This window comes from Microterricola pindariensis, assembly GCF_002936985.1.
GTDB classification, from domain to species: Bacteria; Actinomycetota; Actinomycetes; order Actinomycetales; family Microbacteriaceae; genus Microterricola; species Microterricola pindariensis.
The window spans coordinates 1-26,817 of sequence record NZ_MPZN01000044.1 but is presented as its reverse complement, the minus strand read 5'-3'; the positions used below and the strand labels follow the sequence as shown (position 1 = coordinate 26,817).

The 26,817-nt window shown below is 70.3% G+C and carries 23 protein-coding genes and 3 tRNA genes; 18 read left to right on the top strand and 8 right to left on the bottom strand.

All coding sequences use genetic code 11. The annotated features are described in order from the left end of the window. The coding region (locus tag GY24_RS12540) for a chorismate-binding protein (RefSeq protein ID WP_133161189.1) at positions 1 to 875 on the bottom strand (875 nt) is incomplete at its 3' end. An 82-nt stretch (positions 876 to 957) separates the two neighbouring features. On the opposite strand from GY24_RS12540, the gene ubiE reads away from it, so the two are divergent. The 4 genes from ubiE to GY24_RS12520 all read left to right on the top strand — a co-directional run bounded on the left by ubiE (position 958) and on the right by GY24_RS12520 (position 5,685). Further along, positions 958 to 2,001 carry a bifunctional demethylmenaquinone methyltransferase/2-methoxy-6-polyprenyl-1,4-benzoquinol methylase UbiE gene (gene ubiE, locus GY24_RS12535; protein ID WP_233279350.1) on the top strand — a complete coding sequence of 348 codons (1,044 nt, stop codon included), beginning with the start codon at positions 958 to 960 and terminating at the stop codon, positions 1,999 to 2,001. Positions 2,002 to 2,028: 27 nt separating this feature from the next. Then, the gene (locus GY24_RS12530) at positions 2,029 to 3,132 is read left to right on the top strand and encodes a polyprenyl synthetase family protein (RefSeq protein WP_104476277.1); all 1,104 of its coding nucleotides are present in this window, start codon (positions 2,029 to 2,031) and stop codon (positions 3,130 to 3,132) included. A 19-nt stretch (positions 3,133 to 3,151) separates the two neighbouring features. Then, entirely contained in the window at positions 3,152 to 4,540 is a 1,389-nt protein-coding gene (locus GY24_RS12525; RefSeq protein WP_104476275.1) for an FAD-dependent oxidoreductase, read from the top strand. A gap of 122 nt (positions 4,541 to 4,662) precedes the next feature. Beyond that, positions 4,663 to 5,685 (top strand): alpha/beta hydrolase, encoded by a 1,023-nt coding sequence (locus GY24_RS12520; RefSeq protein WP_104476273.1) that lies wholly within the window; start codon positions 4,663 to 4,665, stop codon positions 5,683 to 5,685. A gap of 49 nt (positions 5,686 to 5,734) precedes the next feature. Here GY24_RS12520 and GY24_RS12515 read toward each other — a convergent pair whose 3' ends face one another. From GY24_RS12515 to GY24_RS12505, 3 genes are read right to left on the bottom strand one after another with little or no spacing between them, the layout of a single operon-like run. Then, positions 5,735 to 6,454: an NUDIX domain-containing protein gene (locus GY24_RS12515; RefSeq protein WP_104476271.1), complete on the bottom strand. Its 720-nt coding sequence runs from the start codon at positions 6,452 to 6,454 to the stop codon at positions 5,735 to 5,737. Then, on the bottom strand, positions 6,454 to 6,942 hold the full coding sequence (locus GY24_RS12510; protein WP_083362656.1) for a YajQ family cyclic di-GMP-binding protein: 489 nt from the start codon (positions 6,940 to 6,942) through the stop codon (positions 6,454 to 6,456). Before GY24_RS12510 ends, GY24_RS12515 begins: the two co-directional genes overlap by 1 nt. A 55-nt stretch (positions 6,943 to 6,997) precedes the next feature. Then, on the bottom strand, positions 6,998 to 8,017 hold the full coding sequence (locus GY24_RS12505) for a LacI family DNA-binding transcriptional regulator (protein ID WP_104476269.1): 1,020 nt from the start codon (positions 8,015 to 8,017) through the stop codon (positions 6,998 to 7,000). Between the two features lie 227 nt (positions 8,018 to 8,244). Here GY24_RS12505 and GY24_RS12500 point away from each other — a divergent pair. Continuing rightward, positions 8,245 to 8,326: transfer RNA gene (locus tag GY24_RS12500), tRNA-Tyr, on the top strand. A 58-nt stretch (positions 8,327 to 8,384) separates the two neighbouring features. Here the strand turns inward: GY24_RS12500 and GY24_RS12495 are convergent. Then, entirely contained in the window at positions 8,385 to 9,242 is an 858-nt protein-coding gene (locus GY24_RS12495; RefSeq protein WP_104476267.1) for an alpha/beta hydrolase, read from the bottom strand. Positions 9,243 to 9,435: 193 nt separating this feature from the next. On the opposite strand from GY24_RS12495, the gene GY24_RS12490 reads away from it, so the two are divergent. Continuing rightward, positions 9,436 to 10,044, top strand: coding sequence for a TetR/AcrR family transcriptional regulator (locus GY24_RS12490; protein WP_104476265.1), 609 nt, complete (start codon positions 9,436 to 9,438; stop codon positions 10,042 to 10,044). Positions 10,045 to 10,202: 158 nt separating this feature from the next. Here the strand turns inward: GY24_RS12490 and GY24_RS12485 are convergent, their stop codons facing one another. Continuing rightward, entirely contained in the window at positions 10,203 to 10,865 is a 663-nt protein-coding gene (locus GY24_RS12485) for a TetR/AcrR family transcriptional regulator (protein ID WP_104476263.1), read from the bottom strand. Positions 10,866 to 10,975: 110 nt separating this feature from the next. Between GY24_RS12485 and GY24_RS12480 the strand changes: the two genes are divergently transcribed. Continuing rightward, positions 10,976 to 12,277, top strand: a complete 1,302-nt coding sequence (locus GY24_RS12480; protein ID WP_104476261.1) for a glycosyltransferase — start codon at positions 10,976 to 10,978, stop codon at positions 12,275 to 12,277. A gap of 57 nt (positions 12,278 to 12,334) precedes the next feature. Here the strand turns inward: GY24_RS12480 and GY24_RS12475 are convergent, their stop codons facing one another. Beyond that, complete coding sequence (locus GY24_RS12475) at positions 12,335 to 12,733, bottom strand: winged helix-turn-helix transcriptional regulator (RefSeq protein ID WP_104476258.1); 399 nt, start codon at positions 12,731 to 12,733, stop codon at positions 12,335 to 12,337. Between the two features lie 129 nt (positions 12,734 to 12,862). Here GY24_RS12475 and GY24_RS12470 point away from each other — a divergent pair, with 129 nt between their 5' ends. The 5 genes from GY24_RS12470 to GY24_RS12450 all read left to right on the top strand — a co-directional run bounded on the left by GY24_RS12470 (position 12,863) and on the right by GY24_RS12450 (position 18,029). Then, positions 12,863 to 13,729 (top strand): NAD(P)H-binding protein, encoded by an 867-nt coding sequence (locus GY24_RS12470; RefSeq protein ID WP_104476256.1) that lies wholly within the window; start codon positions 12,863 to 12,865, stop codon positions 13,727 to 13,729. Positions 13,730 to 13,802: 73 nt separating this feature from the next. Continuing rightward, a complete protein-coding gene (locus GY24_RS12465; protein WP_104476253.1) occupies positions 13,803 to 14,642 on the top strand; it encodes an inositol monophosphatase family protein in 840 nt (279 codons plus the stop codon). Then, positions 14,639 to 15,262 (top strand): GNAT family N-acetyltransferase, encoded by a 624-nt coding sequence (locus tag GY24_RS12460; protein WP_104476251.1) that lies wholly within the window; start codon positions 14,639 to 14,641, stop codon positions 15,260 to 15,262. The genes GY24_RS12465 and GY24_RS12460 overlap by 4 nt, the downstream gene beginning before the upstream one ends. Positions 15,263 to 15,482: 220 nt before the next feature. Continuing rightward, positions 15,483 to 16,919 carry a peptidoglycan DD-metalloendopeptidase family protein gene (locus GY24_RS18215; protein ID WP_133161188.1) on the top strand — a complete coding sequence of 479 codons (1,437 nt, stop codon included), beginning with the start codon at positions 15,483 to 15,485 and terminating at the stop codon, positions 16,917 to 16,919. Between the two features lie 240 nt (positions 16,920 to 17,159). Then, entirely contained in the window at positions 17,160 to 18,029 is an 870-nt protein-coding gene (locus tag GY24_RS12450) for an endonuclease domain-containing protein (protein WP_104476248.1), read from the top strand. A gap of 138 nt (positions 18,030 to 18,167) precedes the next feature. On the opposite strand, the gene GY24_RS12445 is transcribed toward GY24_RS12450, so the two are convergent. Then, positions 18,168 to 19,883: a glycoside hydrolase family 13 protein gene (locus GY24_RS12445; RefSeq protein ID WP_104476246.1), complete on the bottom strand. Its 1,716-nt coding sequence runs from the start codon at positions 19,881 to 19,883 to the stop codon at positions 18,168 to 18,170. 289 nt (positions 19,884 to 20,172) lie between these two features. Between GY24_RS12445 and GY24_RS12440 the strand changes: the two genes are divergently transcribed. From GY24_RS12440 to GY24_RS12415, 6 genes are all read left to right on the top strand, one after another. Further along, on the top strand, positions 20,173 to 21,414 hold the full coding sequence (locus tag GY24_RS12440) for a sugar ABC transporter substrate-binding protein (RefSeq protein ID WP_104476244.1): 1,242 nt from the start codon (positions 20,173 to 20,175) through the stop codon (positions 21,412 to 21,414). Positions 21,415 to 21,502: 88 nt separating this feature from the next. Further along, positions 21,503 to 23,125, top strand: coding sequence for an ABC transporter permease subunit (locus GY24_RS12435; RefSeq protein ID WP_104476281.1), 1,623 nt, complete (start codon positions 21,503 to 21,505; stop codon positions 23,123 to 23,125). Beyond that, positions 23,125 to 24,093: a sugar ABC transporter permease gene (locus GY24_RS12430; protein WP_233279349.1), complete on the top strand. Its 969-nt coding sequence runs from the start codon at positions 23,125 to 23,127 to the stop codon at positions 24,091 to 24,093. The genes GY24_RS12435 and GY24_RS12430 overlap by 1 nt, the downstream gene beginning before the upstream one ends. A gap of 49 nt (positions 24,094 to 24,142) precedes the next feature. Next, positions 24,143 to 26,116, top strand: a complete 1,974-nt coding sequence (locus GY24_RS12425; protein ID WP_233279348.1) for a glycoside hydrolase family 13 protein — start codon at positions 24,143 to 24,145, stop codon at positions 26,114 to 26,116. A gap of 79 nt (positions 26,117 to 26,195) precedes the next feature. Beyond that, a tRNA-Thr gene (locus tag GY24_RS12420) sits at positions 26,196 to 26,267 on the top strand. Between the two features lie 27 nt (positions 26,268 to 26,294). After that, positions 26,295 to 26,368 (top strand) — tRNA-Met (locus GY24_RS12415). Positions 26,369 to 26,817: the final 449 nt, after the last annotated feature.

Sequence of the window (26,817 nt, the reverse complement as noted above, 5' to 3'; positions counted from 1 at the left end):
GGGCGCAGCGTGGCCAGCAGGCTCTGCACGGCGAACTCATGCTCGTCGTTGTCCTTCTCCGAGGTGGCGAGGGCCACGGCCGCGGCCTGGTCGGAGGCCGGGTCGGGGCCGCGGGAGATCGTGCCGGCCAGCACGCGCGCGCTCAGATCGCCGTGGTGCGCGCGGATCAGCGTCTCCGGGCTGGATCCGACGAGGCCGTCGACGGCGTAGGTCCAGCAGTCCGGGTAGCCGGCGGCCAGCACCCGCAGCACCCGGCGCAGGTCGGCGCCGGGCGGCAGCTGGCCGACGAGGTCGCGGGCGAGCACCACCTTGCCCACCTCGTGCCGGTTGATGCGCTCGATCGCCTCGCCCACGAGCGCCAGGTAGCCCTGCGCATCGAGGGAGCCGGGGCTGAGCGTGACCGAGTACTCGGGCCCGAACGGCCGCGCGGCGGGCAGCTCGGTCGGCGGCGCGGGCGGCGACGCGGCCTCGGCCGCGGCATCCGCCGTGCTCACCCGGGTCACCCAGCACGCACCGTCGCGCTTGCCGACGATGAGCTCGGGCACGATCAGCACGCTGCTCTGGCCGGAGAACGCCGAGAAGGCGAAGGCGCCGAAGGCGAGAAGACCCGAGCCGGGAACCCCGAGCGGGTCGACGACGCTGGCCTGCGCCACGATCGTGCGCCAGGCGGTCGCCGCATCGGCGAATCGGCTCGGCCCGTGAAACTCGAGGCGCAGGATCTCCCCGATGCCGGCGAGCCCGTCGCCGCGGCGCTGCCAGAGCAGCGGGTCGCGGGCGTCGACGAGCGCGGCCAGCTCGGCCAGGTCGTCGACGGGCCCGGGAAGCGGCGAGGTCTCCACGTGCAGAACGGGCAGGCGAGCATCCGAAACAGTCACCGCACCAGACTACGGGCCAGCGTGCTGGGCGATGCCCGGTAACTCTCAGGGAGAACCCTCCATGCTCGATACACTTGAGTACGTGACCAAAGCAGACCTGAGCAAGCGCCCGGCGCAAGTTGCCGCCATGTTCGACGAGGTCGCCGAGGGATACGACCGCACGAATGCCGTCTTGAGCATGGGCAACGCCACGCTGTGGCGGGTTGCAACCACCAAGGCGGTCGGTCCCAAGCGCGGCGAACGCATCCTTGACATGGCCGCAGGAACGGGCACCTCCAGCGCCAGCCTCGCCGCCAGCGGCGCGCACGTCGTGGCCGGCGACTTCTCGCCCGGCATGATCGAGGTCGGCCGCAAGCGCCAGGCGCACATGTCGAACATCGAGTTCGTCGAGGCGGATGCCACGGCCCTGCCCTTCGCCGACAACGAGTTCGACGCCGTCACGATCAGCTTCGGCCTGCGCAACGTCGTCGAGCCGGAGAAGGCCCTGGCCGAGTTCTACCGGGTCACCAAGCCCGGCGGCCGCGTCGTCATCTGCGAGTTCTCCACCCCGCCCGCCGGCTTCGTGCGCTGGGGCTACGGCTGCTACCAGCGCTACGTCATGCCGACCCTGGTCAAGCTGGCCAGCACCAACGACGCCGCCTACGACTACCTCAACGAGTCGATCCGCGAGTGGCCGGACCAGCGCACGCTCGCCTCGTGGCTGCGCCGGGCCGGTTTCACCGGCGTCGAGTTCCGCAACCTCACCCTCGGCGTCGTCGCCCTGCACCGCGGCGTGAAGCCGCTCGACGCGGCCCCCGCCGCGGATGCCGCGCAGGAGGCCCCGGCCGTCGAGGCCGTGCCCGCCGCCGCCCCGGCCGCCGAGACGAGGGCCGCGAAGCCCACGACTGAGAAGGCTGCTGCCGCCAAGCCCGCACCCGCGAAGGCTGCCGCCGCCAAGCCGGCCGCTGTGAAGCCCGCACCCGCGAAGCCGGCCGCTGCCAAGCCCGCTGCTGCGAAGCCCGCACCCGCGAAGCCCGCACCCGCGAAGCCCGCTGCCGTGAAGCCCGCACCCGCGAAGCCGAGCGCGGCCAAGCCCCGCACCCCCGAAACTCCTCCCGCGTCGCCCCCCGAGACCGCGGCATCCTAAACACATCGCAATCGTTAGGCTGTAACAGTGAAACCGAGTGTCCCCGTTGTGCGTCGCGGCAGTGCCCTTGCATCGCAGCTCGGTCTCAGTGACCGCATCCTTGCGACATCCGCCGACCGCAGTCTCGCCAAATCGATCGACGCCGGCCTCGACCGTATCGAGGAGGGCCTGCTGCGCGAGGTGCGGTTCGCCGACGCGATCGCCGACGTCACCACCCGCTACCTGCTGAACGCCGGCGGCAAGCGGGTGCGCCCGATGCTGACGCTGCTCACCGCGCACCTCGGCGACGGCGTCACCGACGAGGTCATCACGGCGGCCCAGGCCATCGAGATCACCCACCTCGCCTCGCTCTACCACGACGACGTCATGGACGACGCTGACAAGCGCCGCGGCGTGCCCAGCGCGCAGACCGTCTGGGGCAACTCCGTCGCCATCCTCGCCGGCGACCTGCTGTTCGCCCGCGCCAGCCAGCTCATGGCCGGCCTCGGCGAGGGCGCCATCCGCCTGCAGGCAGACACCTTCGAGCGCCTCGTCCTCGGGCAGCTGCACGAGACCGTCGGCCCGAACCCCGAAGACGACCCGGTCGAGCACTACATCAACGTGCTCGCCGACAAGACCGGCTCGCTCATCGCCGCCGCCGCCCAGGCCGGGATCATCTTCTCGAACGCGCCGAGCGCGTTCGAGCGGCCCATCGTCGAGTTCGGCGAGCGCATCGGCGTCGCCTTCCAGCTCATCGACGATGTCATCGACCTCTCGCAGCAGCCGGAGGAGACCGGCAAGGTGCCCGGCACCGACCTGCACGCCGGCGTCGTCACCCTGCCGCTGCTGCGCCTGCGCGAGCTGGCCATGACGGATGCCGGGGCAGCCGACCTGCTCGCGCGCCTCCAGGAGCACGTGCTCGGCACCCCGCTGCCCGCCCCGGACGGCGACCCGGCGCTGCGCGCCGCGGCCGTCGCACAGAGCGCCGCCCTCGTCGACGAGCTGCGCGAGCACGCCGTCACCGCATCCACCCTGGCCGAGGCGCACAGCTGGGCGCGCAACGCCGTGGCCGCGCTGGCCCCGCTGCCCGACGGCAGCGTCAAGAAAGCACTGACCCGTTTTGCAGACACCATCGTCGAGCGTTCCAGTTAGCTCAAGTGAGGACGAACCCATGACCAAGCTTCGCCTGGCCATCGTAGGAGCCGGCCCCGCCGGCATCTACGCCGCCGACATCCTGTTGAAGGCCGAGAAGTCCTTCGACGTGTCGATCGACCTGTTCGACGCCCTCCCGGCGCCGTACGGGCTCGTGCGCTACGGCGTCGCGCCGGATCACCCCCGCATCAAGGGCATCATCAACGCGCTGCGCGAGGTGCTCGACCGCGGCGACATCCGCATCTTCGGCAACGTCAAGTTCGGCGAGGACATCACGCTCGAAGACCTCAAACGGCACTACAACGCCGTCATCTTCGCCACCGGCGCCGTCAAGGACGCCGACCTGAGCATCCCCGGCATCGAGCTGGAGGGCAGCTATGGCGCCGCCGAGTTCGTCAGCTGGTTCGACGGTCACCCCGACTTCCCGCGCGAGTGGCCGCTGGAGGCCCGCGAGGTCGCCGTCATCGGCAACGGCAACGTCGCCCTCGACGTGTCGCGCATCCTGGCGAAGCACGCCGACGACCTGCTCGTCACCGAGATCCCCGACAACGTTTACGCCGGCCTCAAGGAGTCCCCGGTCACCGACGTGCACGTGTTCGGACGCCGCGGCCCGACCTCGGTCAAATTCACACCGCTCGAACTGCGCGAGCTCGGCGAGCTGCGCGACGTCGACATGATCGTCTACGACGAGGACTTCGACTACGACGACGCGGCCCGCGCCGCCGTCGCCGGCAACAAGCAGGTCTTTGTCATCGACAAGGTGCTGAACCAGTGGCGCCAGCGCGAAGTCGGCCAGGCCAGCCGTCGCCTGCACCTGCACTTCTTCGCCAAGCCGCTCGAGGTGCTCGACGACGGCAACGGCCACGTCGGCGGCTTCCGCTTCGAGCGCACCGCGCCCGACGGCGAGGGCGGCGTCGTGGGCACCGGCGAGATCCGCGAGATCCCGATTCAGGCCATCTACCGCGCCGTCGGCTACTTCGGCTCGCCGCTGCCCGGCGTGCCGTTCGACAAGAAGCGCGGCGTCATCCCCAACCGGGAGGGCCAGGTGCTGGTCAAGGACCCGGAGACCGGCCACAGCCAGCAGATGTACGGCGTCTACGCCACCGGCTGGATCAAGCGCGGCCCCGTCGGCCTGATCGGGCACACCAAGTCCGACGCCATGGAGACGGTGCGCCACCTGATCAACGACCTCGGCAACTGGTGGACCCCCGAGCAGCCCGACGAGGAGAGCGTCGTGAAGATGCTCGACGAGCGCGGCATCCGCTACACCGACCTCGACGGCTGGCACAACCTCGACGAGCACGAGAAGGCTCTCGGCGAGGCGCAGGGCCGGGCCCGCATCAAGGTCGTGCCCCGCGAGGAGATGGTCGACATCTCGACCGGCACCGAGGCCGCCGCGCAGGCCTAGGCCGCCTCGCTCCGACTGCAGGACAGAGTGCCCAGAGACGGACGATCCCCGGGATCCCGCCCCGATCTGGGCACTCTTTCCTTTCTCGGCGGCGGCGGATGCCGGGGCACTAGGGTGGGCCCGTGACCGATTCGCGCGAGGCCGAGCAGTGGGTGCCCGACGTGCTGGGCGGCAACTTCGAGCAGCTGACACTGCCGCTGAAGCCCGATGCGGAGGGCGAGGTCGTGGCGACGCTCGTGCGCTACACCGCCATGCGCCCGCTGGACCTGCGCACGCTGCCGGCCGACGGCGCGGATGTGCTCTACGTGCACGGCTGGTCGGACTACTTCTTCCAGACCCACCTCGCCGAGTACTGGCGCAGCATGGGGGCGCGCTTCTACGCGCTCGACCTGCGCAAGTACGGCCGCAGCCTGCTGCCCCACCAGACGCCCGGCTTCGTCGACGAGCTGAGCATCTACGACGAGGACATCGAGGCGGCGCTGGAGGCCATCGGGCACGGGGCGGTCAAGCCCGGGCCCAGGGTGCACGTCGACAGGCGTCGGCCGCTGATCCTGATGGGGCACTCCACCGGAGGTCTCACGCTCAGCCTCTGGGCGGCGCGGCACCACGGCCGGGCGCAGGCGCTCGTGCTGAACAGCCCCTGGCTGGAGTTCCAGGCGCGCGGCATCGGCCGCGAGGTGATCGCCCCGGCCGTCGTCCTCGGCGCGAAGGTGGCCCCGCTGGCGCCGCTGCCGACCGTCGACCTCGGCTTCTACACGCGCACCGTCTCCAAAGACCTCGATGGCGAGTGGGTCTACAACAAGCAGTGGCGCCCGCAACGCGGCTTCCCCATCCACCCGGCCTGGCTGAAGGCCGTGCTGCGCGGCCACGGCACCGTCGCCGCGGGCATCGACGTCGACGCCCCCGTGCTCTCCATGATGTCGACCCGCTCGACCATCTCACTGGTCTGGTCGCCGGCGATGCTCACCAGCGACAGCGTGCTCGTCGTCGACGACATCGCGGTGCGCTCGCTCCGGCTCGGCCCGAGCGTGACGGTGGAGCGGCTGGACGACGCGATCCACGACGTGATCCTCTCGTCCAAGCCGGTGCGCGAGGCTGCCTTCGCCGCCATGACCCGCTGGCTGCGCGGCTACCTGCCGCGCTGACATCCGCCCGCCGCGCCCAGAGAATGCCGGCGAACGAGCGGGGCGCGCCCTAGGCGCGGGCGAAGGGGCCCGTGAGGGCCGACCACTGCAGCAGCATGATGGTCTTGGCGTCGACGATGTCGGTGCCGATCCTGGCGAGGGCCTCGTCGATGCCGAGTTCGAGCACCTCGATGTCCTCGCCCTCCTCCTGCAGGCCGCCGCCGGCGCCGGAGCGCGTGCCCTCGTCGTAGGGCGCCGCGAAGAAGTGCAGCCGCTCGGTGACCGAGCCGGGGCTCATGAACACGTCGAACACGTGCTCGACCGGGCCGATCGTGTGCCCGGTCTCCTCCTCGGCCTCGCGCCGGATCGCCGACTCCGGGTCGTCGTCGTCGAGCAGACCGGCCGCGACCTCGATGAGGTTGCCGTCCGGATGCCCGTTCACGTACGCGGGGAAGCGGAACTGGCGGCTCAGCAGCACGGTGCGCCTGGCCACGTTGTAGAGCAGGATGCAGGCGCCGTCACCGCGGTCGTAGGTCTCGCGCTCCTCGACGGAGACGTGGCCGTCGCTGTGCTGGAAGTCAAAGGAGGTGGAGCGGGTGACGAACCAGTTCGAGGTGAGCACGCGCACCTCGCGCACGGTCACGCGCGGGTTGCCGGTGAGGCCCCGCCCGGCCTGGTCGAGGCCGGTGCGACCGCGCCGGTCGGGCACGTCGATCCCGGGGATGCCGGCCCCGCCCGGGCGCCCCGCCTGATCGGTGGGCGTCGCGGACGAGGCCGGCTCCTCGGTCATCAGCGGAAGTTGACGAACTGCAGGGCGACGTCGAGGTCTTTGCCCTTCAGCAGCGACATGGTCTCCTGCAGGTCGTCGCGGCTCTTGGAGGAGACCCGGAGCTCGTCGCCCTGGATCTGGCTCTTGACGCTCTTGGGCGCCTCGTCGCGGATGATCTTGTTGATCTTCTTCGCGTTCTCCGAGTCGATGCCGGCCTTCAGCGAGGTCTCGATGCGGTACTCCTTGCCGGAGGCGAAGGGCTCGCCGGCATCCAGGCTGCGCAGCGAGATGCCGCGCTTGATCAGCTTGGCCTCGTAGACCTCGAGGATCGCCTTGGCGCGCTCCTCGCTGTTCGCCTTGATGAGGACCTTCTCGCCGCTCTGCTCGATCGAGGCGCCGACGTTCTTGAAGTCGTAGCGCTGGGCAACTTCCTTCTGGGCCTGGTGCAGGGCGTTCTCGCCCTCCATCGGGTCGACCTTGGAGACGATGTCAAAAGTGGAATCAGCCATGCCTCGATGTTAGCCCGCGGCGCGCTTTCGCGGGCGGGGCAAGGCGGCCGTGCGGCTACGCCGGGGCCGGCGTGGCGGTGCTGGAGCGCACCACCAGGTCGAACGGCAGCGCCACCGAGGGCTGCACGGGGTAGTTCCGCTCGGGGTGCAGCTCCTCCATCAGCATCTGCACCGCCTTCTCGCCCTGCGCCCGCGGGTACTGAGCCACCGTGCTCAGCCCGAAGAAGTCGGCGAGGTCGTGGTCGTCGATGCCGATGATCGAGACGTCCCGCGGCACGCTCAGCCCGAGGTCCTTCGCGGCGAGGATCGCGCCGATCGCCATCTCGTCGCTGGCCGCGTAGATCGCGCTCGGCCGGCCGTGCGGGCTGCCGAGCAGCTGCTTCGCCGCCTGGTAGCCGCCCTGGATGGTGAAGTCGGCCGGGCGGAACAGGGCGGGGTCGACGGGCAGGCCGGCATCCACCAGGGCGCTCTCATAGCCGACGCGGCGGCTGGACGGCAGGTGGAAGTCGACGTCGAGTTCGAGCACACCGCCGATGTGGCCGATGCGGCGGTGGCCGAGGGCGATCAGGTGATCGGTGGCCAGGCGGGCCACGGCGGCGTCGTCGACGGCGAGGGTGCGGACGCCGGGGATCGGCCCGCCGACGCCGACGAGCGGCTTCTTCAGCCGGTGAAGACGGGCGACCTCGTCGCCGGTCAGCTCGAGCGAGATGGCGATGACGGCGTCGACCCGCTGGCGCAGCAGGAAGTGCTCGAACACGCTCTGCCGCTCGCTGCCGTTGCCGGCCAGGTTGTAGAGGGTGACGTCGTAGCCGTCGCGCAGCAGCGCCTGCTGGGCGCCCTCCAACACGGTGGAGAAGAACCAGCGGTTGAGGAACGGCACCACGACGCCGATGTTGCGGGTGCGACCGGAGGCCAGGCTCGACGCGTTCGAGGAGACGACGTAGCCGAGCGCGTCGGCGGCGAGTTCGACCTTGAGCTTGGTGGGCTCGGAGACGGAGCCGTTTCCGCTCAGCGCGCGCGAGACGGTGGCGGTCGAGACGCCGGCGAGCTTCGCCACCTCTTCGATGCCGGCCATGCTGCGGCCACCTTCCGTTGTGCCTGCGGGATACGCCTGAAGTCTAGCGAGGAGGCCCCGCCGCGGTGCCGCCGGGCCGCCCGCGCGCCGTCGGCGGGGCGGGCGCCACAGCATCCGAAACGCCCGGGTTTCCACTCGCCGTTTCCTCAATTTCACGAGATGGCCGTTGATACGTATGATTGTGGAGCGTCTTCGGTCAGGTGGATACATATGGTCGGGTGCGCACTGGCGAGTTACCCAAGCGGCCAAAGGGATCTGACTGTAAATCAGACTGCTCAGCATTCGGGGGTTCGAATCCCTCACTCGCCACAGGCAAAACCCCGGAATCACTGAGATTCCGGGGTTTTTTCGTTCTCGGATGCCGGGGCTACCCGCTGAGCGGCGGCGAATACTTCAGCACGAAGGCGAGCGCCTCGTCGGCCACCTCGCGCCAGCCGGAGTCGATGGTGAGCGAGTGCCCGCGGCCCGGGATCGTCACGAGCTCGGTCACCCCCGGGTTCTTCGACTGCAGCTCGTAGCTGGCGTGGACGATGGCCGGCGGCACCGTGTTGTCCTTCTCGCCGGCGATGAGCAGCAGCGGCCCGCGCGCATCCGCCTTGGTGTCGACCTTCGTCTCGGCGAAGGGGTTGAGGTTGGCCGTGGCCGCCTGGAACAGCGGGACGCCGGAGGCGGGCACGTGGTAGGTCTCGTAGAGCTCGCGCGCCTCCGCCTCGTCGAGGTTGTTCGCCCAGCCGAAGGTGAACTCCTCGAAGGTGAGCGCGACAGCACGGTTGACGTTCGCCGGGTTCCGCAGCACCGGGAACGCCGACTTGAGCGAGGAGCGCGGCAGCGTCAGCACGCCTTGGAACGGGGCGTTGTCGATGGACACCGTCGAGGAGGCTGCCCCCTCGCCGGCGATCTTCTGCGCGATCAGCCCGCCGAAGGAGTGGCCGATGACGACCGGCTGCTGGGTGAGCGCCGAGATCGCCTCCAGGTAGTGCTCTGTCACCTGCTTGACCATCTTCTTCGCGAAGACCTCCGGGTCCTTCCTGGCCGCCTCGACACTGTCCGGGTCGTCCGGCCAGCCCGGCGCCAGAGTGACGTAGCCGTTGTCCTCGAACAGCTCCCGCCACTTCTGCCAGCTGCTGGAGAGCAGCCAAAGCCCGTGGATGAACACCACTGGCCGGGCCTCCGACTCATTGGCGCGTGCGACTTCGAGCTGTTCCGATTCGGTCAAGCTGCTCACGGTGGACCTCTTCCTCGGGCGCAGTGCCCGTGATGCCGGATGGGCGGCTCCGCCCGGCACGATGTTACGCCGCGCCACGACCCCTGAACAGGGGGCGTAACATTCACGGGTTTTCGAGCGGCCTCACAGCGCGCTGCGGGGCCGCTCTGCGAAACTTGACTCCACCCACGGTGCGCAGAGGAGTTAGATCGACATGATGGCTCCCACAGCGCGCTCGGTCGAGACACGGGAGCGCATCCTCGCGGTGGCCGCAGAGGAGTTTGCCGACCGGGGTTACGCCGGCACGTCGATCGGCGGCATCGCCGAGCGGGCCGGCGTCGGCAAGGGCCTGGTGCAGTACCACTTCAAGGCCAAGGTCGACATCGCCGTCACGCTCGTGCAGTCCGCGTTCGCGCAGGCCCCGTTCGCCAATGTCGTCTCTGTGAACCCGCCGCCGCGCGGCGTCGCCGCGATCGTCGCGTCGATCCGCGCCGTCTCCCGGGCCTTCCGCGACAACGTCCGCGTGCGGGCCGCCGTGCGCCTCGTGCGCGAGTACGACATCATCCCCGTCGTCTTCCCCACGCCCTATGTCGGCTGGATGGCCGTGATGGCGCAGTGCCTGCGCGATGCGACGGATGCCGGCGACATCCCGCCCGGCCTCGACTTCGAGACGGAGGGCTGGCACCTGGTCGCCACCTTCACGGGGGTGCAGGAGACCTCGCAGCGGCTCACCCAGCGCGAGGACCTGCCCGAGCGGATCGAGGAGATGCTGCAGCGCCAACTGCGCCTGCTCGGCGTCATCGACCCGCAGCGGTTTCTGTGAGCCGCCTCTGGCGCTGTACGCAAAATATAGTACGATCGTACTAAGGGACACGCTCGGTCGGGGGACACGAGCTGGTGCCGGCGACCCAGGGGGGAACAGTCGCCGGTGCCCCCTTGCTCCCGGCGGGGCACCATCTCGCCCCGCGCCGCCGTGCTGCCTCAGGCCGGCCAGCCCTCCCGTGCGAGCAGGATGATCGTGCGCGCCAGCCAGGCCTCGTAGTCGGCCTGGCTCCAGCCGGACTCCCGCACCAGCTGCCCGTAGCTCTCCGGCGACACGAGGAAGGACAGCGCCTCGGCCAGGCGTGCCGGCGGAGCGCTGGCCGCCACCATGCCGCGCTCGGTCAGCACGGCGACGAGTGTGTGGAAGTCGGCGCGGCGCCGCTGCTGAAGGGCGGCGAGCTCCTCGGCGACGACCGAGTCGGACGAGGCGGCGGCGAGGAAGGCGGCCCAGAGCCGGCTGCTGCGCCGGTTGGCCTCGGCCACGAAGTGCACGATCCCGCGGAGGTAGTCGGCGTCATCCGCCGTCTCGGTGATGGCGGCGATGGGCTCGTGGTCGGCGAGCGAGTCGCGCCCCTCGCGGCCGGCGAAGCTCTGCTCGAAGGCGGCCAGCAGCAGATCGCGCTTGGGGCCGTTCAGCTTCACGGTCTCCACGGAGACGCCCGCGGCCCTCGCGATGTCGGCGAGCGAGGTGCCGCCGTAGCCGGTGGCCGAGAAGCACTCGGCGGCGGCCTCGAGGATGCGGCGCCGCGTCTCCGCCGCCTGGCCGGCGCGCAGCGAGGAGTTGTAGCTGCGCGTCGCGGGTGGGGCAATCTCATCCGACATATTGACTGGCCTCTCAAGGTAGTGAATACTTCTGCGGTACAGACAATTCTAGTGCGCACACCAGTCGGGGCTGGCGGGTGCCCATCATCCCCATTTCTGAAAGACGCGTCATGACCTCCTACTTGATCTGCAGCACCCCCGTCCACGGCCACGTCACGCCGCTGCTCGCCGTCGCGCGCCACCTCGTGGCGCAGGGGCACCGGGTGCGCTTCCTGACCGGCGCCCGCTACCGCGACGCCGTGGCCGCCATCGGCGCCGAGCACCTGCAGCTGCCGGCGGAGGCCGACTACGACGACACCGACATGGATGCCGCGTTCCCCGGACGGGTCGGCAAGAGCGGCGTGCCCGGCATCCGCTGGGACATCAGCAACATCTTCCTGCGGCCGGCGCCCGCCCAGATCCGGGCCGTCGATGAGGCGGTGCTCGCCGAGTCGACCGACGCCATCCTGGTGGAGAGCATGTTCCTCGGCTCGATGGGGCTGCTGGCCCGCCCCCGGGCGGAGCGCCCCGCCATCGTCAGCCTGGGCATCATCCCGCTCGGCCTGGGCAGCGTCGACACGGCGCCGTTCGGCCTCGGCATCCTGCCCAAGCCCGGCCTCGCCGGCCGCCTGCGCAATGCCGTGCTCCGGGTGGTCACCGAGAAGTTCATCTTCGGCGGGCTGCAGAAGGAGGCCGCGGCGATGATCCTCGCCACGACGGGGCGCCCGCTCGACGTCTTCTTCATGAGCGGCGCCTCGCAGGCCGACGCGGTCGTGCAGTTCACCGTCGCCGACTTCGAGTACCCGCGCCGCGAGCTGCCCGAGACCGTTCACTTCGTCGGGCCCGTCTCGCGCACCACCCCGAGCGTGACGCCGCTGCCGGAGTGGTGGGGCGAGCTCGACGGTTCCCGGCCCGTCGTGCACGTGAGCCAGGGCACCGTGGCGAACAAGGACTACGAGGAGCTCATCGCGCCCGCCATGCGCGGGCTGGCCGGAGAGGACGTGCTGGTGCTGGTGAGCACCGGCGGGCGCCCGGTCGAGAGCCTGCCGCAGCCGCTGCCCTCCAACGTGCGCGCCGCCGAGTACCTGCCCTACGACGCGCTGCTGCCACTCACCGACGTGTTCGTCAGCAACGGTGGCTACGGCGGGGTGCACTACGCGCTCGAGCACGGCGTGCCGCTGGTGGTCGCCGGCACCACCGAGGACAAGCTTGAGGTGAACGCCCGCGTGGAGTGGGCGGGCGTCGGCGTGAACCTGCGCAGCCACAAGCCGGCGCCGGATGCCGTCGCAGCCGCCGTGCGCACGGTGCTGGTCGACCCGGGCTACGCCGCGCGCAGCCGGGCGATCGGCGCGCAGATCACCGCGTCCAGTGGGCTGGCCGGGCTCGAGGACGTCGTGCAGGCGCTGACCGCCCAGGCTGCCGCGCGCCAGTAGGCCCGGGCGCTCGGGCGCTCACCGGCCGGGCGGCTGGGCGGTCGGCAGTCTGGGCGGCTAGGCCGTCTGGGTCGTCGGGGGAGCCTCGGAAGCGAGGATCTCGGCCGCGTTGCTGTCGATCCACGACATCAGCGGCAGCAGGTGCGCGCTGAGCTCCCGGCCGCGGGCGGTGAGGCTGTAGTCGACCCGCGGCGGGATCACCGCCTGCGCCTCGCGCAGCACGAAGCCATCCCGCTCGAGGGTGCGCAGCGTCTGCGCCAGCATCTTCTCGCTGATGCCCTCGATGCCGCGGCGGAGCTCGCCCCAGCGGTGCGACTCGCGCGAGAGTGCCAGCAGTACGAGCACGCCCCACTTGCTCGTGACGTGGTCGAGAACGGTCCGGCTCGGGCACGCCGCCGGGAAGATCCCCTCGGTCGTTCCCGGGATTGCCTGCGGCTGCACATTTCTTACCGTCATGTGTGTACCTTACCAAAAGGTGGGTACCTGCGGATGGGAAGTATCACGAGCGGATGCCGGTTGTACCCGGAAGCGGCCGGAACGGCCGCGGATCTCGCCGCCCGTCGGGGCGCGCTCGAAAGGAAGACCATGACCCTCGTCATCACCGGAGCAACCGGCCAGCTCGGCACCCTCGTCATCGACGCGCTGCTCGCGCGCGGCGTGCCCGCCGCGAACATCGTCGGCACGGGCCGCAACGAGCAGCGCCTGGCCGGACTGGGCGCGCGCGGCATCCGCACCGCCGTCGCCGACTACAGCGACGGGGCCGCACTCGAGCAGGCCTTCGCCGGCGCCGAGGCGGTGTTGCTCATCTCCGGCAGCGAGGTCGGCCAGCGCGTCGCCCAGCACGCCACCGTGATCGAGGCGGCCAAGGCGGCCGGCGTCGCGCGCCTCGTCTACACCAGTGCCCCGCACGCCACCACGTCCGCGCTGATCCTGGCCCCCGAGCACAAGGCGACGGAGGAGCTCATCGCGGCGTCCGGGATCCCGGCGACGATCCTGCGCAACGGCTGGTACACCGAGAACTACGCCGGCGCACTCGACCAGGCCGCCGGCGGCGAGATCGTGGCCAGCGTCGGCGACGGCCTCGTCGCGAGCGCCAGCCGCGCGGACTACGCCGAGGCCGCCGCCGTTGCGCTGGCCGACCCGAGCCACGTCGGCCAGGTCTACGAACTGAACGGCGATGTCGCATGGACGCACGCCGAGCTCGCCGCCGTTGCGGCCGAGCTGCTCGGGCACCCCGTCGCCTACCGCAGCCTCACCCCGGAGCAGCACCTGGCCGCGCTGGAGCAGGCCGGGCTCGACGCCGGAACGGCCGGCTTCGTCGTCGCGCTGGACGGCAACATCCGCGACGGCCTGCTTGCCGAGACGAGCGGTGAGCTCGCCCGGCTGCTCGGCCGCCCGACCACCCCGCTGCGCGACGGCCTCGCCGCCACGCGTGAGGCGCTCGCCGCGTAGCATCCGCACGACCCGCGCCGCCGGGCTTGCATGGCCCCGCCCCCGCCTTCGAGGGGCGGGGTAGCGTGGGGGCATGAGCGCTGAACTGTTGGACATGGCCCGCCGGATCGCCCTCCAAGCCGGGGCCCTGGCGGCCGAGCGCCGGCGCGAGGGGGTCAGCGTGGCGGCGAGCAAATCGAGCGACGTCGACATCGTCACGGCGGCCGACCGCGAGACGGAGGCGCTGATCCGCGCCCTGATCGCGCTGGAGCGCCCCGACGACGCCTTCTATGGGGAGGAGTCGGATGCTGCGGCCGGCAGCTCCGGTCTGGTCTGGGTCGTCGACCCGATCGACGGCACCGTCAACTACCTCTACGGCAGCCCCGCGTGGGCGATCAGCATCGCCGTCGGAGAGCTGGGCGAGACCGGTGACGCCGGCGCCGAGCCAACCGCGGGCTGGCGGGCGCTCGCCGGCGTGGTCTACGCGCCGAGCACCGGCGAGCTCTTCGTGGCATCAGCCGGCGGCGGGGCCTGGCTCGAGCACGTCGGCTCGCCGGACGCCGCCCCCGAGCGGTTGCTGGTCAACCGCGGTGCCGTGCTCGCCCACGCCCTGATCGGCACCGGCTTCTCCTACACGGCCGAGCGCCGGGCGGCGCAGGCCGAGGTGCTGCGCACGCTGCTGCCGCTCGTGCGCGACATCCGCCGCGTCGGCTCGGCCGCGCTGGACCTCTGCGCCGTGGCGGCCGGCCGCCTCGACGGCTACTACGAGCGCCACCTCAATCCGTGGGACCACGCGGCCGGCGCCCTCATCGCGGCCGAGGCCGGCGCGCTGGTGGCCGGCCGGAACGGCGCCCCCGCGACCGCCGAACTGCTGATCGCAGCGGAGCCGGAGCTGTTCGCCGCGCTGCACGGCGCCCTCCTGGCCACGGAGTGAGCGGCGACCTTCCTGGGCCCCGGCTCACGACGGAGCGCCTGCTGCTGCGCCGCTGGAACGAGGCCGACCGGGCGCCGTTCGCTGCGCTCAACGCCGACCCGCGGGTGATGGAGCACTTCCCGGCGGTGTTGGATGCCGCGGCATCCGATGCCCTGATCGAGCGCATCGAGCAGGGCTTCGAGCGGCACGGCTTCGGGCTGTGGGCGGTTGAGCTGCGCGGCACGGGGGAGTTCATCGGCTTCGTCGGCCTCTCCCGACCGGGCTTCACCGCCCACTTCACCTCGCCGGAGCGGCCGGCCGTCGAAGTGGGCTGGCGGCTGGCCGCCGACTCGTGGGGCAATGGCTACGCCAGCGAGGCGGCATCCGCGGCACTCGCCTTCGGCTTCGACGCGCTCGGCCTGGTCGAGATCGTCTCGTTCACTGCGGCGGGAAACCTGCGCTCGCGGCGGGTGATGGAGCGCATCGGGATGACGCGCGACCCGGCCGACGATTTCGCCCACCCCGCCCTGGCCGCCTCGGACCGATTGAGCGCGCACGTGCTGTACCGAGCGGCTCGGCCGGTGCCGGGCGGCGGCGCGCAGTGCCCCCCGAATGGACTGCCCCCGTCCGGGGGTGATTGAATAGACCTGCATAGCCTTTTCAGACGCAGGAGGTTAGCCTTTATGAATTCGTTACCTGGGTGAGCCCAAGGTGATCACCTCGTAATGCTTCCCGTCCACCTCGCCGAGAGTCCCCCACTTGCCTGCTGAACATACTGCCCCGGATGCCCCCGCCTCCGGCACAGCTGGCTTGGCGACGCCGGACGCCGGGGCGCCCGCGCAACCGTTGACTCGTCGCGAAATGCGCGAGCGCGAGCGGGCGTTGGAGCTCGCCGCGAACGGTTCGCAGGAGCCGGCCACGGCTGTTCTGCCGATCGCCGTCGCTCCGGTCGCCGATGAGGTGCCCACGCGCACAGCGATCCTCCCGACCATCCCGCAGCCAGAGGCGCACACCGCGGAGTCCTACTCCGATCTGCTCAGCTCCCTCCTGCTGCCGCCGCGCGAGCCCGCTCCGCTGGCCTCCGCCGAAGACTTCATGCACGCGGCGGCCCCGGCAGCCTTCGCTGCGCCGGCCGATTCGGCCGAGGCGCCCGTGCTTCGCCGTTCGCGTCGCGCGGCAGACGTCGACTTCGACGCGATCGTGCCCGGTGCGCCCGTGGCCGACCCCGGCCCCCGTCGCGGCGCACGCACTCGCGGCCCCGTCGAGGCCCTGGGCGCCAGCGAGCTCAGCGCCGGTGGCCTCGACACCCCGCCCGCCGATGCCCTGGACGACGAGCTGGGCGACGATGACACCACCGTCGGCACGCTGAGCGTCGAGTCCCTCACCGCCGATTCCCTGAGCGTCGACGCGCTGTTCGCCGAGGCGCTGGCCGCCGGCTCCCTGGCCGGCGAATCCGTGCCTTCCGGCTCCGCGCGCAGCGCACAGGCCGACGACCTGGCTCCCCGCCGGCGCAGCAGCGCAGGCGGACGCCCCGGGCCGCGCGCCTCGAGCGCGCCCAGCGCCCCGAGAGCCACCGCGCGCTCGATCACCCGCCGCGTCGCGACCAAGACGACCGTTGTGCTCGCCATGGGCTTCGTAGCGCTGATGGCCGTGGCCACCTCTGTTCCCGCCGAGGCGCTGCTGACGGCCGACGACGTCAAGGCTGCCGCCCTGATCGCGAAGATGCCGAGCAAGTCCGAGCCCGGCCAGTCGGTCATCGCCAGCGGCGCCGACTCGATCACCGTGCAGGCCGACGACTACGAGACGGCCACCATCGCAGAGGCTGCGGCGGCCAGCGGCATCCGGATGGAAGCCACCTTCGTCAACAACCCGAACGGCGCCGTGCAGTGGCCGTTCGCCGTCGGAGTGCACGTCGGCGACCGCTTCGGCTACCGCGACTGCGCTGGCTGCTCCAGCAACCACGGCGGCCAGGACTTCAACCCGGGCCTCGGGGCCGAGATCCAGTCCATCGCCGATGGCGTTGTGACGCTCGCCGAGGACGGCGAGGGCAGCCTCGGCGTGCACATGATGATCGAGCACCAGATCAACGGTGAGACCATCACCAGCGTGTACGCCCACATGCAGCACGGAACGATGCGCTACAGCGCCGGCGACGTCGTCAAGGTGGGCGACGTGATCGGCAACACGGGCACCACCGGCATGAGCACGGGCCCGCACCTGCACTTCGAGATCCGCTTGGGCGGGATCAACGGCACGAAGACCGACCCGCTCGACTGGCTGTACGCCAACACGAACTAGCTCCTGCTCCGAAACACAGGAGCACACGCCAGCCACACCGCCATGCGGCGGCCGGTGCCGTTTGCTCCTGTGTTTTCGCCGAGGCCGTCCCGTTGCCGCGCTGGCCGCGGCGGTGACGCCTGTTGCGCACCGCGTCTGTTGTGCACGGCGCCTGTTGTGCACAGCGCCCGTTCGCCCCGCAGCTGTCCACAGCTCGCAGGCGCGCCCGTCGCACCGCGGCCGGCGTGGAGACGATGAGGCATGCCCATCGCCCTCGTCTCTCAGGTTCTTTCCTCCCTCGGAGGAGTCGCCCACTACTCTGGCTTGGAACGCGCCGGTGTCAGTCGTCCAGCCGTCGCCGCGGCACTGCGTCGTGGCGAGATCTTTCGTGTGCGCAACGGCTGGTTCGCATGCTCCGGGGCTCCCGCAGAGCTGGTGCGGGCCGTGCGAGTCGGGGGCACGCTCACCGGCGCCTCGGCGGCCGCGTTGTACGGCCTCTGGACGATCGCCGACCCGCTCCTGCACCTGCGAGTGCGCTCGAGCACGAGTCGACTCGCGGCGCCCAGCGGCGGCGGGCGGCTAGTGCCGGGGCGGCACGGCGTCTGCGTGCACTACAGAAGCGACCGGGTGAGCATCGCGGCAGACCCGCTTCTCCGGGCTCTCGCCGAGATGTTCAACTGCTCCGACGAAGTCTCCGCCCTCGTCGCTCTGGACTCGGCGCTGAACAGCGGCAAGCTCGGCGTCTGGCAACTGCCGGAGCTGAAGGCGCTGATTCTGTCAACGCGCCGGGCGAGCGTCGACAAGGCGGATGCCGGAAGCCAGTCCGGCCTCGAGACGATCGTGCGGCTGCTGATGCGCTCGCACGGCGTGCGCCTGCGCAGCCAGGTACAGATCGCCGGGGTCGGCCGCGTCGACCTGTTGATCGGGGACCGGCTGGTCGTAGAGCTGGACGGCCGCGGCTTCCACGAGGGACGGTTCGAGGAGGATCGGGAGCGGGATTGGGAACTGATCCAGCATGGCTATCTGGTGGTGCGGGTGAGCTACGCGATGGTCATGCAGCAGCGTGAGCGCGTTGAGGCCGGGCTGCTGGCCCTGGTGCGCCGCGGCGTGCATCGCGGCCCGGTGTGCTGAGCGAAACACAGGACCAGCCCGCGGCCGCTGCCTCTGCGGCACCCCGGTCGTGCGGGTGCACAAAAGCAGGAGGAGAGCCGCGCCGACGCCGCATGGGCGGTCGGTAGGGCTCTCCTCCTGCTTTTTCTGAGGCTGTGCCTAGGCGCTGAGCCAGACGGTCGTGTCGGCCGGCAGCAAGCGGGCGCCGTCGGCGGAGCCGAGCGGCCCGCTGGCCAGCAGCACTGTGGCCCCGAGCGACTCCGGCAGTGCCACCGGCTCCGAGCCGGTGTTGCCGATGACGGTCACGGCCCCGTTGCGGAACGCGACCACGTCAGCGGCGCTGGAGCCGTCGACGCCGAGCGCCTCGGCATCCAGCCACTCCAGCGTGCCCGCGCCGAGCGCGTGCTGCTTGCGCAGGGCGAGCGCGCTCTTGTACAGCTCGAGGGTCGAGCCCTCGACGCCGCTCTGCCGGTCGCGTGCCAGCGTCGCCCACTCGGCCGGCTGCGGCAGCCAGGAGGCGTCGCTCGGGCCGAAGCCGTACGAGGGCGCGTCGCCCTCCCAGGGCAGCGGCACGCGGCATCCGTCGCGGCCGTAGCGCTCCCCGTTGGTGCGGAACCAGGTCGGGTCCTGACGGGCGTCGTCCGGCAAGCCGATGACCTCGGGCAGGCCGAGCTCCTCACCCTGGTAGATGTAGGCGCTGCCCGGCAGGGCGAGCATGAGGGCGGTCGCGGCGCGGGCGCGGCGCAGGCCGAGCTCGGCGATGGGCAGGCCCTTCGACTTCGGACCGATGCCGTGGCCCTGCGGGTTCTCGGCGGTCAGCGCGAGGCGCGAGGCGTGCCGCACGACGTCGTGGTTGGAGAGCACCCAGGTGCTCGGGGCGCCGACCGAGGCGAAGGTCGCCAACGAGTCGTCGATGACCGTGCGGAGGGCGTCGGCCTTCCACGGCGTCTCGAGGTAGGCGAAGTTGAACGCCTGGTGCATCTCGTCCGGGCGCACCCACAGGGCGGTGCGGGGGAGCGGGTCGACCCACGCCTCGGCGGCGAGGATGCGGTCGCCCTCGTACTCGTTGAGCAGCGAGCGCCAGTCGCGGTAGATCTCGTGCACGCCGTCCTGCGCCCAGTACGGCGCACTCGGCAGCTCGTCCAGCGCGCCCTCGAGCAGGCCCTCGAGGCCGGCCGCGCCGCCCATGCTGCCGCCATCGGCGGGCGGCGTGTAGTCGGGCAGGCCGTCGGCCTTGACCAAGCCGTGTGCGACATCGACGCGGAAGCCGTCGACGCCGCGGTCAAGCCAGAAGCGCAGGATGCGGCGGAACTCCTCTCGCACCTCCTCGTTCGACCAGTCGAAGTCGGGCTGCGAGCTGTCGAAGAGGTGCAGGTACCACTGGCCGGGCGTGCCGTCCGGCTCGGTCACCCGGGTCCAGGCGCGGCCGCCGAACACCGACTCCCAGTTGTTCGGGGGCAGCTCGCCGTTCTCGCCGGTGCCGTCGCGGAACAGGTAGCGGCCGCGCTCCGCGCTGCCCTCCGGTGCCGCCAGCGCCGCCTGGAACCAGGGGTGGTCGCTCGAGGAGTGGTTCGGAACCAGGTCGATGATGACCCGGATGCCGCGCTCATGCGCCTCGGCCAGCATTGCGTCGAAGTCCGCCAGCGTGCCGAACAGCGGGTCGACATCGCAGTAGTCGGCCACGTCGTAGCCGCCGTCGCGCTGCGGCGAGGTCTGGAACGGCGAGAGCCAGATCGCGTCGATGCCGAGCTCGGCCAGCGCGGGCAGCCGCGAGCTGATGCCGGCGAGGTCGCCCATGCCGTCGCCGTTCGCGTCTGCGAACGAGCGGGGGTAAATCTGGTAAATCGCGGCAGTGCGCCACCACTCTGAAGTCATGTCGCATACTTTAGGCCGGATTTCCCGAAAATGGAAGCGGTTACATACGCGACCGCGGCAGCGGGTCCCCGAAGTAGAACGACTAGTTTGCGTATCCACAGGTAACGATCGGATCACGGCGGTTTGTGTATGCCGAGCCGAGCGGGTATACATGTAATCGCTTGCATTGTTGGCGGCACCGCGACAGGCAGCACATCGAGAGAACGGCCTCTCGGGCGTAGCGGGGCACCAACTGGTGCGCCGGGCGACTGCGAGGCCACTCACAGCGCTTATAGAAAGGCACACACCAATGATGGTGAAGAAGAAGGGCCTCCTGGCTGCCGGTGCAGTCGCGGTCGTTGCAACTCTGGCACTCGCGGGCTGCGCAAGCGGAACCTCCGACGCCCCCACCAGCGACAAGCCCGGCGCCTCCGCCGGAACGCTCACCGTCTGGGTGGACGCCGAGCGCGTCGACGCCCTCAAGGGCGCGGCAGCCTCCTACACCGAGAAGACCGGTGTCGAGGTCAAGCTGGTCTCCAAGGACAACAACACCATCAAGGATGACTTCATCCAGCAGGTGCCGACCGGCAAGGGCCCGGACATCACCATGGGCGCCCACGACTGGGCCGGCGAGCTCTCGACCAACGGTGTCGTTGCCCCGCTCGAGCTCGGCGACAGCGCCGCCAACTACCTGCCGATCGCGATCGACGCAGCCACCTACGACGGATCCGTCTACCTGCTGCCGTACGCCGTCGAGAACATCGCCGTGCTGCGCAACGCCGACCTGATCCCCGAGCCCGCCGCCAACTTCGACGACATGATCGCCAAGGGCAAGGCCGCCGGCCTCGAGCAGCCCTTCGTCGTCGAGCAGGGCGCAGAGGGCAACCCCTACCACCTGTACCCGTTCCAGACCGGCTTCGGCGCCCCCGTCTTCGGCACCAACGACAAGGGCTACGACGCCACCGACCTGCAGATCGGCAACGCCGGCGGCGAGCAGTTCGCCACCTGGCTCGGCAGCCAAGGCAAGAACGGCACCGGCGTCTTCAACACCGACATCGACGGTGAGATCGCCAAGCAGGCATTCCTCGACGGCAAGGCAGCCTTCTGGCTGACCGGCCCGTGGAACGTCGGCGCGGCCATCGACGGCGGCATCAACGTCGCCATCGACACCGTCCCGAGCCCGACCGCCGACGTCGCCTCGCCGTTCGCGGGTGTCAAGGGCTTCTACCTCTCCTCCGAGTCGAAGAACAAGGTTGCCGCCAACGACTTCCTGGTCAACTACATCGGCACCGAAGAGGTCCAGCTCGAGCTGTTCAAGGCCGGCAACGTGCTCCCCGCGCTGAAGTCCGCCGCCGACACCGCCTCCTCCGACCCGATCATCGCCGGCTTCGCCGCCGTCGGTGCCCAGGCCGTCCCGATGCCCGCCATCCCGGCCATGGGCTCCGTCTGGCAGTACTGGGGCATCGCCGAGGCTGACATCATCAATGGTGCGGACCCCGTCGCCACCTGGCAGAAGCTCGCCGCCGACGTGCAGGCCGCAATCAACAAGTAACAACCTCGTGAGCCGGGGCGGATGCCACAAGCATCCGCTCCGGCTTTTCTCACCACCAGTCGAGAAGAACAGGCAGTAAATGAGCACCATGACCAGCAACGTCGGCGTTGACGCCGGCGAACCCACCCCGGAGAAGCCCAGCAAGCGGCAACGGCAGGCGGGCCACATCGCCGATCTGGCATCCGCCGGCATCAAGGTGCTGCTGGTCAAGATCATCGCCCTCGGAATCCTCGACGCACTGGCGCTGACCGCGATCTTCATCCTCGTCGGGCAGCGCGAGTGGCTCGTCACCGCCATCGTCGTCATCGCGACGGGCCTCATCAACTGGATCTACCTCGGCCGGCGCCGACTGCCCGCCAAGTACCTCACGCCCGGCGTGATCTTCCTGCTGATCTTCCAGGTCTTCGTGCTCGGCTACACGGCCTACATCGGCTTCACCAACTACGGCACCGGCCACAACGGCACCAAGGATCAGGCCGTCTCCGCGCTGATGAGCTCCGCGCTCGAGCGTGTCGAGGACTCGCCCACCTTCGCCGTCACGGTGCTCGAGCAGGGCGACACCCTGAACCTGCTGGTCACCGACCCCGACGGGGCGGTGCGGGTCGGCAACGCCGAGACCCCCCTGCACGCCGTCGACAACGCCCAGATGGACGGCGGCAAGGCCGTCGGCCTTGACGGCTACAGCACGCTGAGCTTCCAGGAGATCCTGGCGCAGAGCGACGCGATCACCGCCCTCGCCGTGCCCGAGTCCGAGGACCCCAACGACGGCGCGCTGCGCACCCCGGACGGCAGCAGCGGCTACCTCTACGTCTCGAACCTCGAGTACGACGAGGCCGCAGGCACCATGACCGACACCCGCACCGACACCGTCTACACGGATGACGGCTCCGGCGCATTCACGTCCGCCGACGGCGAGCAGCTGATGCCCGGCTGGCAGGTCGTCGTCGGTGCAGACAACTTCGTCCGCGCCCTGACCGACGAGAGCATCCGCGGCCCGCTCGTCTACGTGACGATCTGGACCTTCGTGTTCGCCCTCGTCTCGGTGGCGACCACCTTCTTCCTCGGGCTCTTCCTCGCCATCGTCTTCAACGACATGCGCATGCGCGGCCGCAAGTTCTACCGCGTGCTGATGATCCTCCCGTACGCCTTCCCGTCGTTCCTGTCCGCCCTGGTCTGGGCCGGCATGATGAACGAGAGCTTCGGCTTCATCAACCAGGTTCTGCTCGGCGGAGCCGCCGTCCCCTGGCTCACCGATCCGACGCTCGCGAAGGTCTCCATCCTGATCGTCAACCTCTGGCTCGGCTTCCCCTACATGTTCCTCGTCTGCACGGGGGCGCTGCAGTCGATCCCCGAGGAGCTGCAAGAGGCGGCGACGGTCGATGGGGCCAAGCCCTGGGCCGTGTTCCGGCTGATCAAGCTGCCGCTGCTGCTGGTCTCGCTGGCGCCGCTGCTGATCGCCTCCTTCGCGTTCAACTTCAACAACTTCAACCTGATCTACATGTTGACCAACGGCGGGCCGCGCGACTCCAGCGCCCCCATACCGGTCGGGCACACCGACATCCTGATCTCGATGGTCTACAAGGTGGCCTTCACTGGTCAGACACGTGACTACGGCCTGGCCAGCGCGTTCACGATCATCATCTTCATCGTGGTCGCGATCATCTCGATCATCAGCTTCCGCAAGACCAAGGCGCTGGAGGAACTCAACTGATGAGCACCCTGACCAAGACCCCGGGCGCCGACAGCGACGACATGTCCACCCGCGCCATCACCAGTGGGCCCGGCGCGGGCCTCACGGGATACGGCACGTACGAGAAGCGCCCGTTCAACGTCGGCCGCTGGTTCAGGGCGACCGGCTGGCGCCACCTCGTCGGCGTCGTCATGATCGTCTTCTCCTGCTTCCCGCTGCTGTTCGTGCTCTCCTCCTCGCTGAACCCGAAGGGCACCCTGACCGGCTCGAACGCGCTGTTCTCGGCCATCGGCCTGGACAGCTACGCGCGCATCCTCTCCAGCCCCGACATCCCGTACACGGACTGGTTCGTCAACACCCTGATCATCGCCGGCATCACGGCGCTGGCCACCGTGTTCCTCGGGGCGCTGGCCGCCTACTCCTTCTCGCGGATGCGCTTCACCGGCCGCCGCGTCGGGCTGGTGTCGATCGTCATCATCCAGATGTTCCCGCAGCTGCTGGCCGTCGTGGCCATCTTCCTGCTCATGTCGAGCATCGGCGACTGGTTCCCCGCCCTCGGCCTGAACACCCGCATCGGGCTGATCATGGTCTACCTGGGCGGCGCGCTCGGCGTGAACACCTACCTGATGTACGGCTTCTTCAACACGATCCCGGCCTCCATCGACGAGGCGGCGAAGATCGACGGGGCCAGCCACGCGCGGATCTTCTTCACCATCATCCTGCGCCTGGCCGCACCGATCCTGGCCGTCGTGGCGCTGCTCAGCTTCATCGCCACGATCAACGAGTTCGTGGTGGCATCCGTGATCCTGATCGACCCGGAGAACCAGACGCTCGCCGTGGGCCTCACCAAGCTGGTCTCGAACCCGCGTTACGCCGACTGGAGTGCGTTCAGCGCCGGCGCCGTGATGGCGGCCCTGCCGGTCATGGCGGTGTTCCTGTTCCTGCAGAAGTACATCGTCGGCGGGCTGACCGCGGGCTCGGTCAAGTAGGCCGTACCGCCGCCCCACGCAACACCGTACGAGACGGAGAATGGGTTTCATGCTCGCACCCCACCACGACGGATCCCCACTCCACGTCTCGACCCAGACGCCAGCGCTCGGTGAGACCGTGCGGGTGCGGCTGCGGGTGCCCGCGGGGGAGGCGGGGCCGGCCGGGCTCGGCCTGGCCGCGCTCGACGGCGTGAGCGTGCGCTCCAACCCGAACCACGAACCGCGCTTCGCCCCGGCCGTGCTGCTCGGCGAGCACGGCGGCTGGGCCTGGTGGCAGGCCGAGGTCGAGGTCGAGAACCCGGTGCACGGGTACCGGTTCCTGCTGACCGGGCCGGCGGCGGATGCCGCGGGCACCGGTGACGCAGCGGGCGCCGGCCTCCCGGCCCAGCGCTGGCTGAACGCCACCGGCCTGCACGACACCGAGCCCCTCGACGCCGAGGACTTCAAGCTCGTCGCCAGCCCGGCGGATATCGGCGCCCCGCCCGAGTGGCTCGCCTCCAGCGTGCTCTACCAGGTGTTCCCCGACCGCTTCGCGCGCTCGGCCGCGGCCGACGGGCGCGAGCTGCCGGAGTGGGCGATCGCCGCAGCCTGGGGCGACCCGGTCGATCCGGAGCCGCCCGCACGCTCCACCCAGTTCTACGGCGGCGACCTCGACGGCGTCACCGAGCGCCTCGGCCACCTGGCGGACCTCGGCGTCACCCTGCTCTACCTGACGCCCGTCTTCGCCGGCCGCTCCAACCACCGCTACGACGCCACCAACTTCGACGCCGTCGACCCGCTGCTCGGCGGCGACGAGGCCCTCGTGCGGCTCGTGGAGGCGGCGCACGCCCGCGGCATCCGCGTCATCGGCGACCTCACCAGCAACCACTCCGGCGACGCGCACGAGTGGTTCCTGGCGGCGCACCACCACCCGGAGGCGCCCGAGAGCGACTTCTACTACTGGAAGGACGCCGCCAACGACGGCTACGAGTCCTGGCTCGGCGTGCCCAGCCTGCCGAAGTTCAACTGGGCGTCCAAGGAGCTGCGCCGCCGCTTCATCGAGGGGCCGGACTCGGTCGTCGCCCGCTGGCTGAAGCCGCCGTTCCACCTCGACGGCTGGCGCATCGACGTCGCCAACATGACCGGGCGGCTCGGCGCGGAGGACCTGAACGCCGAGGTGCGCCAGACGATCCGGCGCACCATGGTCGAGGTCAACCCGGACACGATCCTGCTGGGGGAGTCGACCAACGACGCCGCCAGCGACTTCCAGGGCGACGCCTGGCACGGCGCGATGACCTACACGACATTCACCCGGCCGCTGTGGAGCTGGCTGATGCGGCCGGGCAGCGAGGCGGCCGGCGGCATCGGCTTCGCCGGCAACCGGGTGCCCAGCTACACCGGGCGGCAGTTCCACGCGGTGCACACCCGCTTCGTCGCCGGCTTCCCGTGGCGCACCCGCCTCGGCACGCTGAACGCGCTGAACACCCACGACACCCCGCGCTTTGCCACCAGCGCGCTGCCGGGCGCCGTGCCCGTCGCGCTCGGCCTCTCGGTGACGCTGCCCGGCATCCCCGTGGTCTTCGCCGGCGACGAGTTCGGCCTGACCGGCGTCGACGGCGAGGCCTCGCGCACGCCCATCCCGTGGCCGCTGCTGGAGCAGGACCGGGCCGCGGATGCCGCGGCGCTCGCCCAGGACACCACCCGCCTCTACACCGAGTTGATCGCGCTGCGCCGCGGCCAGCCGGCGCTGAACGGCGGCGGCATGCGCTGGCTGCACATCGGCGACGACGTGCTGGTGTTCGTGCGCGAGTCGGAAGAAAATTCTGTGCTCGTGACGGCCGGGCGTGGCGACTTTTCCGTGACGATTCCGGTCGCCGCGCTCGGCGGCGGCGCGGGCGACGCAATGGGCCTGCAGCCCTTGTTTGGCGCGGAAGTTGCCGGTGCGCCCGGCGTGCAGCTGGCGGAATCCGACGGCGAAATCCGGCTCAGCGCGCATGGCCCGAGCTTCGCCGCGTGGGCATTTTCCGGCGTGAAAACGCCGTAGTGGTCACGAGGGCCCAAATCTTTTGATAATCTCTACTGGTTGCCAAATTCACCGTGAGCTTCACGGAGAACATGGTTTCGCCCCGATAGCTCAGTGGTAGAGCACTTCCATGGTAAGGAAGGGGTCCCGGGTTCAAATCCCGGTCGGGGCCCTGGCTTTGTGTTCACATAGAGCCCACGGCTGAGTAGCTCAGATGGTTAGAGCGCACGACTCATAATCGTGAGGTCGCGGGATCGATCCCCGCCTCAGCTACAGGGCCGATGCCCACCTTTAAAGCTCCAAGATCTCGCCGTCTTGGAGCTTTTTCTTTGCCCGGATGCCGGCGCTCCCGCTCTCCCGTTGGCTCGAGGGAGCGTGCGACCGAAGGCGGCGGGCTGCGCTGTCTGGCACTGTCAGGGCTTCGCTCGTTCCTCGCTCAGCCGACGTGGGGAGGGCCGGTCCCCGTTGGCTCGAGAGAGCTTGCGACCGAAGCCAACCTGCGTGAGAGCCCGCTTGCTCGGGAGTCCCGCTGGTCGAGTAGCGAGGAACGAGCGTATCGAGACCGGTAGCGGGGTCTCGATACGGCCCTGGCGGGCCTACTCGACCAGCGGGGTGGGCGGTGTGGCGCTGTCTGGGCTTCGCTCGTTCCTCGCTCAGCCGACGTGGGGGAGGGCCGGATCCCCGTTGGCTCGAGGGAGCTTGCGACCGAAGCCAACCTGCGT

Excerpts from the sequence above, each read along its gene's own strand:
- GY24_RS12450 (WP_104476248.1), top strand. The coding sequence starts at position 17,160 with ATGCCCATCGCCCTCGTCTCTCAGGTTCTTTCCTCCCTCGGAGGAGTC.
- GY24_RS12430 (WP_233279349.1), top strand. The coding sequence starts at position 23,125 with ATGAGCACCCTGACCAAGACCCCGGGCGCCGACAGCGACGACATGTCC.
- GY24_RS12485 (WP_104476263.1), bottom strand. The coding sequence starts at position 10,865 with ATGTCGGATGAGATTGCCCCACCCGCGACGCGCAGCTACAACTCCTCG.
- GY24_RS12475 (WP_104476258.1), bottom strand. The coding sequence starts at position 12,733 with ATGACGGTAAGAAATGTGCAGCCGCAGGCAATCCCGGGAACGACCGAG.
- GY24_RS12445 (WP_104476246.1), bottom strand. The coding sequence starts at position 19,883 with ATGACTTCAGAGTGGTGGCGCACTGCCGCGATTTACCAGATTTACCCC.
- GY24_RS12525 (WP_104476275.1), top strand. The coding sequence starts at position 3,152 with ATGACCAAGCTTCGCCTGGCCATCGTAGGAGCCGGCCCCGCCGGCATC.
- GY24_RS12515 (WP_104476271.1), bottom strand. The coding sequence starts at position 6,454 with ATGACCGAGGAGCCGGCCTCGTCCGCGACGCCCACCGATCAGGCGGGG.
- GY24_RS12425 (WP_233279348.1), top strand. The coding sequence starts at position 24,143 with ATGCTCGCACCCCACCACGACGGATCCCCACTCCACGTCTCGACCCAG.
- GY24_RS12435 (WP_104476281.1), top strand. The coding sequence starts at position 21,503 with ATGACCAGCAACGTCGGCGTTGACGCCGGCGAACCCACCCCGGAGAAG.
- GY24_RS18215 (WP_133161188.1), top strand. The coding sequence starts at position 15,483 with ATGCGCGAGCGCGAGCGGGCGTTGGAGCTCGCCGCGAACGGTTCGCAG.
- GY24_RS12470 (WP_104476256.1), top strand. The coding sequence starts at position 12,863 with ATGACCCTCGTCATCACCGGAGCAACCGGCCAGCTCGGCACCCTCGTC.
- GY24_RS12505 (WP_104476269.1), bottom strand. The coding sequence starts at position 8,017 with ATGGCCGGCATCGAAGAGGTGGCGAAGCTCGCCGGCGTCTCGACCGCC.
- GY24_RS12440 (WP_104476244.1), top strand. The coding sequence starts at position 20,173 with ATGATGGTGAAGAAGAAGGGCCTCCTGGCTGCCGGTGCAGTCGCGGTC.
- GY24_RS12465 (WP_104476253.1), top strand. The coding sequence starts at position 13,803 with ATGAGCGCTGAACTGTTGGACATGGCCCGCCGGATCGCCCTCCAAGCC.
- GY24_RS12490 (WP_104476265.1), top strand. The coding sequence starts at position 9,436 with ATGATGGCTCCCACAGCGCGCTCGGTCGAGACACGGGAGCGCATCCTC.
- GY24_RS12480 (WP_104476261.1), top strand. The coding sequence starts at position 10,976 with ATGACCTCCTACTTGATCTGCAGCACCCCCGTCCACGGCCACGTCACG.
- GY24_RS12510 (WP_083362656.1), bottom strand. The coding sequence starts at position 6,942 with ATGGCTGATTCCACTTTTGACATCGTCTCCAAGGTCGACCCGATGGAG.